At 23.6% G+C, this 9,031-nt stretch carries 10 protein-coding genes; 7 read left to right on the top strand and 3 right to left on the bottom strand.

Features of this window, described 5'->3' with window-relative positions; translation table 11 throughout:
* Positions 1–134 precede the first annotated feature (134 nt).
* On the top strand, positions 135–686 hold the full coding sequence (locus GBZ86_RS09770) for a manganese efflux pump MntP (RefSeq protein WP_152890178.1): 552 nt from the start codon (positions 135–137) through the stop codon (positions 684–686).
* A 76-nt stretch (positions 687–762) separates the two neighbouring features.
* Entirely contained in the window at positions 763–1,173 is a 411-nt protein-coding gene (locus tag GBZ86_RS09765) for a Fur family transcriptional regulator (RefSeq protein WP_152890172.1), read from the top strand.
* Between the two features lie 290 nt (positions 1,174–1,463).
* On the opposite strand, the gene GBZ86_RS09760 is transcribed toward GBZ86_RS09765, so the two are convergent.
* The 3 genes from GBZ86_RS09760 to GBZ86_RS09750 form a co-directional block, all read right to left on the bottom strand.
* Positions 1,464–2,255, bottom strand: a complete 792-nt coding sequence (locus tag GBZ86_RS09760; RefSeq protein WP_152890170.1) for a metal ABC transporter permease — start codon at positions 2,253–2,255, stop codon at positions 1,464–1,466.
* 2 nt (positions 2,256–2,257) lie between these two features.
* A complete protein-coding gene (locus GBZ86_RS09755) occupies positions 2,258–2,932 on the bottom strand; it encodes a metal ABC transporter ATP-binding protein (protein WP_152890169.1) in 675 nt (224 codons plus the stop codon).
* Between the two features lie 138 nt (positions 2,933–3,070).
* The gene (locus GBZ86_RS09750) at positions 3,071–3,427 is read right to left on the bottom strand and encodes a hypothetical protein (RefSeq protein WP_152890166.1); all 357 of its coding nucleotides are present in this window, start codon (positions 3,425–3,427) and stop codon (positions 3,071–3,073) included.
* 175 nt (positions 3,428–3,602) lie between these two features.
* Between GBZ86_RS09750 and GBZ86_RS09745 the strand changes: the two genes are divergently transcribed.
* The 5 genes from GBZ86_RS09745 (at position 3,603) to GBZ86_RS09725 (ending at position 9,028) form a co-directional block, all read left to right on the top strand.
* Positions 3,603–4,001, top strand: coding sequence for a DUF6762 family protein (locus tag GBZ86_RS09745; protein WP_152890164.1), 399 nt, complete (start codon positions 3,603–3,605; stop codon positions 3,999–4,001).
* Positions 4,002–4,039: 38 nt separating this feature from the next.
* Positions 4,040–5,839, top strand: coding sequence for an oligoendopeptidase F (pepF, locus tag GBZ86_RS09740; RefSeq protein WP_152890162.1), 1,800 nt, complete (start codon positions 4,040–4,042; stop codon positions 5,837–5,839).
* A 36-nt stretch (positions 5,840–5,875) separates the two neighbouring features.
* The gene (locus GBZ86_RS09735) at positions 5,876–6,901 is read left to right on the top strand and encodes a rhomboid family intramembrane serine protease (RefSeq protein ID WP_152890160.1); all 1,026 of its coding nucleotides are present in this window, start codon (positions 5,876–5,878) and stop codon (positions 6,899–6,901) included.
* A 177-nt stretch (positions 6,902–7,078) separates the two neighbouring features.
* A complete protein-coding gene (locus tag GBZ86_RS18685) occupies positions 7,079–8,059 on the top strand; it encodes a YkvA family protein (protein ID WP_327444836.1) in 981 nt (326 codons plus the stop codon).
* Positions 8,060–8,125: 66 nt separating this feature from the next.
* On the top strand, positions 8,126–9,028 hold the full coding sequence (locus GBZ86_RS09725) for a ribonuclease H1 domain-containing protein (RefSeq protein WP_152890159.1): 903 nt from the start codon (positions 8,126–8,128) through the stop codon (positions 9,026–9,028).
* Positions 9,029–9,031 lie beyond the last annotated feature (3 nt).

Here is a 9,031-nt window from a genome sequence, read left to right as displayed (position 1 = left end):
CTATTTAATAATATACACTATATATGATGAAAAATAAAGAGGTGTTTTACAAAAAAATCATTTTTTAAGATTATGTAGAATAAATATAAGTATTTTGAATAAAATAAATTATAAGTATTACAGGAGGGTTAAATATGGGAATTGAGTCCATTATGTTAATTGGATTAGCTCTAGCTATGGATGCTTCAGCAATAGCTTTAAGTATAGGGATTAATCCATCTGTATCTAAAAAAGGAAAGGTTATGTTTGCCCTATCTTTTGCTTTTTTTCAATGTATTTTAAGTTTTATAGGAGCTTACGGCGGAATAGTATTTGAAACATATGTAGCAACTATACCTAATATAATAGGAGGAATGATAATATCTTTTGTAGGAGTTATGATGATAAAAGAAGGGATGGAAAATAAAGAAGAATCTATTTTAGATAAATTTAAAATGTACATTATATTAGGAATATCTGTTAGTATAGATGCTTTAGTGATAGGTTTTACTGCTTTAAGTTATACTAATGATATGAGTATTTTATTTACGAATTCATTAATTATAGGAATAATAACTTTAATATTAAGTTCCTTTGCATTTGTTTTTTCTAAATTAGTAAAGAAAATAAAGTTTATTGCTAAGTATGCAGATTATATAGGAGGAATAATACTTTTTTTATTTGGATTAAAAATGATGTTTATATAAAAAAGTATATGCTATAAAAACTGTGTGTTATAATAAGTATATATAAGAATGTAAATATACTTTAGGAGTTTTTAATATGAATACAATAGACATTTTAAAAGAAAAAGATATTAAAATTACAAAAGGTAGAATAGACATATATAATATACTTATAAATGTGGAAAATGGTATTACTGCTGATTACATATATATGGAATGTAAAAAACAAAAGAAAAACTTAAATTTATCTACTATTTATAGAACTTTGGAATTATTTCAAGAGAAAGATTTAATAGAAAAATTTGATTTAGGAGAAGGTAAAAATTCTTATAGTATTAAGAAAAATTTCCATAAACATAAATTAGAATGTAATATATGTCATAAAGAGATAGAGGTTCCTTGCCCTATGCATCAAATAGAGGAAATGTTAAAAAATCAGACTGGTTTTAAATTAACAGAGCATAAATTAGTTTTAAAAGGATTATGTAAAGATTGTGATGATAAATAAATTAGAAGGTTAACATTAAGAAAAAATTAATGTTAACTTTTTTTATAGAATTTTTTAAAAATCTTTTAATTGGTAATTAATATTAGTATTATATTAAATAGAATTTATTTAAATAAGGGGCATATTATAATAAATTAATAAAATTAGCATTACCTATAATGGAAAAATTATCTTTGAAAAATAAAAAGGAAGTTAAAAACAAAATAAAATATAAGGAATTTGCTTAAAATAAAGAAACTATAAAATGTTTAATTTTATAGTTTCTTTTATAGCTTCTTTATTTTGAATTTTTAAAGATGTTTTCTATTAATTATTAAAGAAATTATTAATATGGTAACTGATGTTAAAGCAATTGTTCCACCAGGAGCTGTATTAACATAATAAGAAAGAATTAATCCACCAAGTACATCAATAGCACCAAATATCATAGATAAAATAAGAGTATTAGTAAATCCTTTTTTAAACTGTAGTGCAGTTGCAACAGGAATAACTATAATTGATGATATAACTAAAATTCCCATTACTCTAATAGAAACAGATATAGTTGCACCTACCATTAGAGTAAATAAATAATTAACTAATTTAGTATTTAATCCTGATACTTTAGCCCCTTCTTCATCAAAAGTAGTATAAATCAATTTATCATATAATAAAAAAATACCAATAAAACAAATAATAGCAACTATAAAAATTATAATTAAATCTTCTTTAGATACGGTTAAAATACTTCCGAATAAAAAAGAGTTAACTTTAGCAGATGCTTTACCACTGCTAATAAGTACTATAGCTATTCCTAAACTAAAAGTTAGCACTATGGACATTACTAGTTCTGCATATTTTTTATAATAGTTTCTTAAACCTTCTATTAAAAGAGCACATAATGAAGTAAATATAAAGGCTGTTAATAAAGGGTTTATTCCTAAAACTAATCCAATAGCAACTCCAGCAAAGGATGAGTGGGAAAGAGTATCTCCTATCATAGAATATCTCTTTAAAACTAAAAAAAGGCCTATACACGGGCATAATAAAGAAATTAAAATACCTGCACTAAAGGCGTTACGCATAAATTCAAGTTCAAACATTTTTAATTTACCTTTCTTTTAAATGTATCATCATTAATTTTTTTTATATATTCATTTAAATCATATAAATTAGCTATTCCAAATTTAAGTTCTAAAATATGAGATGAATATTTTAATGCTGTATTTTTGTTATGTTCAACAGTTACTATAGTAATATTATTTTCTTTATTTAATTTATATAAAAGCTTATAAATTTCTTCTTGAGTTTTTTCATCAATACCTGTAGTAGGTTCATCTAAAATTATCATTTTAGGATTTCCCATTAAAGCTCTAGCAATAAAAATTCTTTGTTGTTGTCCACCAGATAATGATCCAATTAATTTATTTTTAAAATTAAGCATATTGACTGATTGCAAAACTTTATTTATTTCATTAGAATCTTTAATTTTTAATGCTTTTAAATGAATTTTTAAAACCTCATAAACAGTTATTGAAAATTGAGGATTAAAATTATCTATTTTTTGTGGTACATAACCAATGCTATCACATTTTATTTCTACACTACCTTTACAAGGCTTTAAATGAGATAAAATAAGTTTAAGTAAAGTAGTTTTATAGCTACCGTTTTCCCCTACTATAGAAATAAATCCTTCAGTAGGAAATGATAAGTTTAAATGGTCTAATTGATATGGTTTAGTACCATTATAAGAAAAGCATAAATTGTTTATATTTATCAAAATTAATCACTCCTAAGTTAATACTAAGGATATTATACACTCAATTAGTAGTTTGATGCAAATAATTTGCATTTTTATTCTATAAAATTTTAATGTAAAAATATTATTTAGAAATAAAAAGTATAATATAAAAAAATATTAGTTTATTATAGGTAGGGTTTTTTCGATTAACCATGAAGAATTTTTTTGTTTATTTAAATACGCGTTATAAGTAATAGGGTTATGGGGTTCTTCTTTGTCTAAACCTAAAACTTCTACAATAGCAAAGTCATCATCAAGAAATATTAGTTCTAAATTTTTTACTTCATTAAGTTTTTTACTATAACCAGTAGTGGTTATTTGATATTTGGTAGCAAAATATAAGTCTTTACATTTATTTGTAATATAAAATTGAAAAGATAAAATACAACCAAAAAAAATAGATAATATAATAGCATAATAACGTAATCTTAATTTATTTTTTCTTATTGTGTTTTTTTTAAAAGAATGTTTCATTACATACCTCCTTTATTTAAAATATATAATAATATTTTACCAATATTTTACAAATATTTAAAGATACTTTTAATTAAAAATGGATATGATAATAATTACATGAGTATAATACTTGAAATTAAATTAATAAAACTTATAATTAAAGATAAGACATAATAGGGAAGGATGATATTGAATGGAATTTTCTTCATTAGTAATAATGGAAAAAGATAAACAAACAGGAGTATTTAAGGAACAGTTAGGAAGTTATTCTGTAGGAGAAGGAGCTAATTTTGTTAAAAAATTATATTGTGTAGATGGAGAAGTTAGTTTGTTTTTTGATACAAACAAAGATGTAGAAGAATGGGAATTTTCAGCTATATATGATTTATTTAATAAAAAAGCTTTTGAAGAACTTGGATATATATTTGAGGAAAAGGATGATGAATTTAATCCAACATGGATAGTTAAATTTAAATTTGATGAAGAACATGAAGAAACAAGAGCTATTATAAATGAACTATGTAATCTAATAAAAATTAATATGGAAAAAGTTTTTGAAGATATTAAAGGAAAAGAAAATGAATATAATTAAATAATTTAATTTAAGGTATAGAAAAAGGAGAGTAATAAATGAGTAAGGTTAACACACTTAAATTAAGACAAGAAATAGATGAAAAATTTAAATGGAATATAGAAAAAGTTTATAAAACTATAGAACATTGGGAAAATGATTTTAATGAATTAAAGAAGGAAGCTCCTTCTTTAAAAAACTTTGAAAATAAGTTAAATAATGTAGAAGAGTTAAAAACTTTTTTAAAACTTAGTGAAAGATTATCAAGAAAGTTAGAAAAATTATATGTTTTTGCTCATATGAGAAGTCATGAGGATACTGCTAATACTATTTATCAATCATTAGTAAATAAAATAGATCCGTATATGGCTGAATTTTCAAGTTACAGTGCTTTCTTTGTTCCAGAAATTTTATCTATTAACGAAGAAGTTATAAATAATATGATAGCAGAGGATTCAGAACTTAAAAAATATGATATTTTCTTTAAAAAAATTTTAAAGGAAAAACCACATATATTATCAAAGGAAGAAGAACAGTTATTAGCAACAGTATCTGATTGTTTAGGTGCTCCAGATAGTATTTATTCTATGTTAACAAATGCTGATATGTCTTTTGGTAATGTTAAAGATGAAAATAATAATGAGATACTGTTGACTGAGGGTAATTATGGAAGTCTAATAAGAAGTAAAGATAGAAGAGTTAGAGAAGAGGCATTTAAACTATTATTTAATACTTATAAAAAATTTGAAAATACTATAGCTACTAGCTTAACATCTTCATTAAAAAATAATATTTTTATGGCTAAAACTAGAAAATATAAATCTTCTTTAGAAGCTTCTTTAAAGCCTAATGATATACCAGTAGAAGTTTATTATAATGCTATAGATACTATTAACAAAAATATAAAATCTCTTCATAGATATGTAGATATAAAGAAAAAATTATTATCATTAGATAAAATTCATATGTATGATCTTTATGTGCCAGTAGTGGATACACCAAAAGAACATATAGAATATTTAGATGCTATAAAAATAGTTGAAGAGGGTTTAAATCCTTTAGGAGAAGAGTATTTAAATATTTTTAATGAAGGTATTAAAAGTGGTTGGGTAGATGTATATGAAAATAAAGGGAAAAGAAGTGGGGCATACTCTTGGGGTTCTTATGATACTATGCCTTATGTTCTCTTAAATTATAATTATGATTTAAATGATGTATCTACTTTAGCTCATGAAATGGGTCATTCCATTCATTCATATTATACAAGAGCAACGCAACCTTATGTTTATGGTAATTATACATTATTTTGTGCAGAGGTTGCATCTACTACTAATGAAATTCTACTTATTAATTATTTAATTAATAAAGAAGAAGATAGAAAGAAAAAATTATATTTAGTAAATCAAGAATTAGAACAAATAAGAACTACAGTTTTTAGACAATTAATGTTTGCTGAATTTGAACTTATAAATCATGAAACTATAGAAAAAGGTGAATCTTTAACTGCTAAAGATTTAAATAAAATTTGGAAAGATTTAAATGTTAAGTATTTTGGAGATAAAATGATAGTAGATGATGAAATTGAAATAGAATGGGCAAGAATACCACATTTCTATTCAGATTTTTATGTTTATCAATATGCTACAGGATATGCAGCTGCATCAGCTTTTGCAAAAGCAATACTTGAAAATGGAGAAGATTCAGTTAATAAGTATAAAAGCTTCTTAAAGGCTGGAGGTTCTATGTATCCAATAGATACTTTAAAAATGGCAGGTGTAGATATGACTACATCAAAACCATTAGAAGCAACTATAGAAAGATTTAATGAATTACTAAATATACTAGAAGAGCTAATATAAAGATTTAATAAGGATATAAAGTGGTGTGAAAAAAATATGAGTTTATTTCAGAAAGATTTTTTTAATATATTAATAAAGAATTATGGGTTTTATATATATGAAATAGAAAAAGAAAATAAATGGATAGCAATAAAAACAGTAGAAAATAGAGGATTATATTCTGTTATAATCTCTAAAGAAGATGAAGAGGAAGAAAATTTTAGAGAAGCAAAAGAATTTCTTGAAAGTAAAGGGGTACCTTATTCTATTCATAATGTAATATTATCAACTAATAATTTAGGATCAAAAAAAGAAAATAGTATTATTACACATGATAATTATTATAGAATTGTTATAGATGTGAAAACTAAAAGTATTAACTCCTATAGTTTTAATTCAGAGCCATTAGTACAAATATTAGTATCTTTATTTAATGGTGGATATGAGAATAAAGTACCATGGTATAGAAAAATAAAGATTGGCAAAACAACAGCCATATTAATGGCAATAAATATATTGGTTTTTATTGGTTCTGTATTAGTTAGTACTTTTTTTACAGGTAGATTTTTTAGTAACTTATTAGAGGTGAATCCTAGAGTTTTATATATATTAGGAGCTAAAGATACTGTATCTATATTATATGGTGGGGAGTATTATAGATTAATTACATCTATGTTTCTTCATGGAGGTCTACTACATTTAGCATTTAATATGTATGCACTATATGCACTAGGTGATACTATAGAAATGATTTATGGAAGAGTAAAATATATAATAATTTATTTCTTTTCAGGAATTATGGCTAGTATTTTTAGTACTATTTTTGCAAGTAGATATATTGGAGTAGGAGCATCAGGTGCTATATTTGGACTTTTAGGAGCAGCATTAGTTTATGCATTTTATGAAAAGCATAGAATAGGAAAACATTTTTTTACTAATATAATAGTTGTAATTCTTACAAATGCTTTTATTGGTTTAAGTATACCTAATATAGATAATTCAGCTCATTTAGGTGGATTAATTAGTGGTTTAGCACTAAGTTTAGTTTTTTACAATATGAACTTGAAAAAAAGAATAAAATAAATTAAAAAGAAGATGAATAAATATTAAGTTCATCTTCTTTTTGCATTATATATTTTAATAAATAATGTTAAAGAGAAATAAATTTATAATAAGTAATGATTGCTATTTTCAATTATATTAATATAATATATACTAGGAAATATACATAGACAAGCTATATAGAAAGGGGTAACTTAAGTGAAAGTTTCGCAAGTAGAAATAAAATTAAGTTCTGAAGACTTATTAAGCATTATAAATGATGTTGTAAAAATTAATGGATTAATTATTAATGAACTTAATATAAATAAAGATATAGAAATAAGAGGAGTTTTTAAAAAGGTATTATCATTAGGATTTAAGGTTAATACTAGAATTATTGGGGTATACGAAAATAAATTAACTTTAAAGTTAATAAGTGCCAGTTTAATGAGTATAGGCATATTAAAATTTCTTAGAAAGTTAGCTTTAAAAATAGCATTAAAAGGATTTAAAGAACAAGGAATAATGGTTAAATCTGATGAAATAATAATAGATATAGATAAAATTTTAAATAAAGTACCTTTCTTGAACTTTAATATTTATGGAGTTTGGGTTAATAATGGAGATATTAAAGTTGATTTAAGGAATATTAATTTTTCATTAAATAATATGCAGTTAAAAGAACCTTCATTACAAATAGCCGTAAAAGAAGAAGAAGTTGAAGTGGAGAGTACAGAAGATTATATTATGCATATTGAAGTAAATAAGGTAGATGATGCTTATACTCATAGTAGAGAATATGTTGAAGAAAAGCTACCACAAGAAATAAAACCATATAAGGACTATATTTTATTTATTCCTGATATATTTGCATTAATATTAAGATTGTTCAAAGATAAAAGAGTAAGCAAAAAAATAAAAATAATGATGGGAATATGTGTAGGTTATATAAGTATTCCTTTTGATATATTACCAGATAAATTACCAATAATAGGTTCGTTAGATGATATAACTATATTATTTTTCTTATTAAATAGAATAATTAATGATGTACCAATGGAAGTTATATTAGAAAACTGGCAAGGAAAAAATGAATTAGTAGTAGTTTTAAAAAATACTATTGATTTTCTAATTGGATTTACAGGGGCTAAAAATGTGGAGACTATATATGAAGTAATAGATACTATAACTACAGTATAACTATGTATAGATAATTATATAAAAAAGAAAAGTTACATAAGACTTAAATGAATAGGATGTGAAATATTGGGTAAAAAAGTTTATGCTATAAAAGAGGGATATGATTTTAGTACAAATGAAAAAATTAAAAATAAGATAGTTAATACTTGGGCAGAGTGTTTAAAGTGTGTAAAAGGAGTAAAAGGTGCTAAATATAAAAGCTTTGAATCAATGGAAGAGGCTAAAAAATATTTAAATGATAATAATAAATTACTAAAAAAGGGGATAGATAATTATCCTGAAGATTATTTACATATATATGTGGATGGTAGCTATAATATGTCTACTAAAAGATATGCTTATGGAGTTGTAGCTGTAAGAGATAATGTGGTAGAGCATATTGAAAGTGGTTCTCCTTTAGATACAACTAAAAGTAATATAAGACAAATTGCTGGTGAACTTGAAGGAGCAGTAAAAGCTGTAGAATATGCATTAAAAAAAGGGGAGAAAAAGGTAGTTTTATTCCATGATTATGAAGGAATATTTCATCATGCCACAGGAAGCTGGGATAGAAGAGAAGAATCTTCGGAAATTTATTATGATAAAATGAATAAGCTATTTAAAGAAGGAATAGAAGTTATCTTTGTTAAGGTTGATAGTCATACAGGAGATCTATTCAATGAACTAGCAGATGAGAGATGCAAAAAAGAATTGAATATTGTTTCCGATAAAGTTGTTGAAAAATGGTTAAAACAAAATAAAATATATGTATGTGATGAAAAAGTTAAAGAACAAATTTTAGAATTAGCTAGTAAAAATGAAGATAATATAATTGTTAAAAATTTAAATAAAACAAGTATTAAACATAATGAAAATAAAGAACTAAAAGAAAATAATATTATTGATGAATTAATAATATTATTTAATGATTTATCCTTAGAAAAGAAATTAGATAGATTAAAATATGCTAAATATATTAATAAAAAATAATAT

Source organism: Clostridium tarantellae (genome assembly GCF_009295725.1).
Lineage (GTDB): Bacteria > Bacillota > Clostridia > Clostridiales > Clostridiaceae > Sarcina > Sarcina tarantellae.
This window is presented reverse-complemented; position numbering and strand designations above follow the sequence as displayed.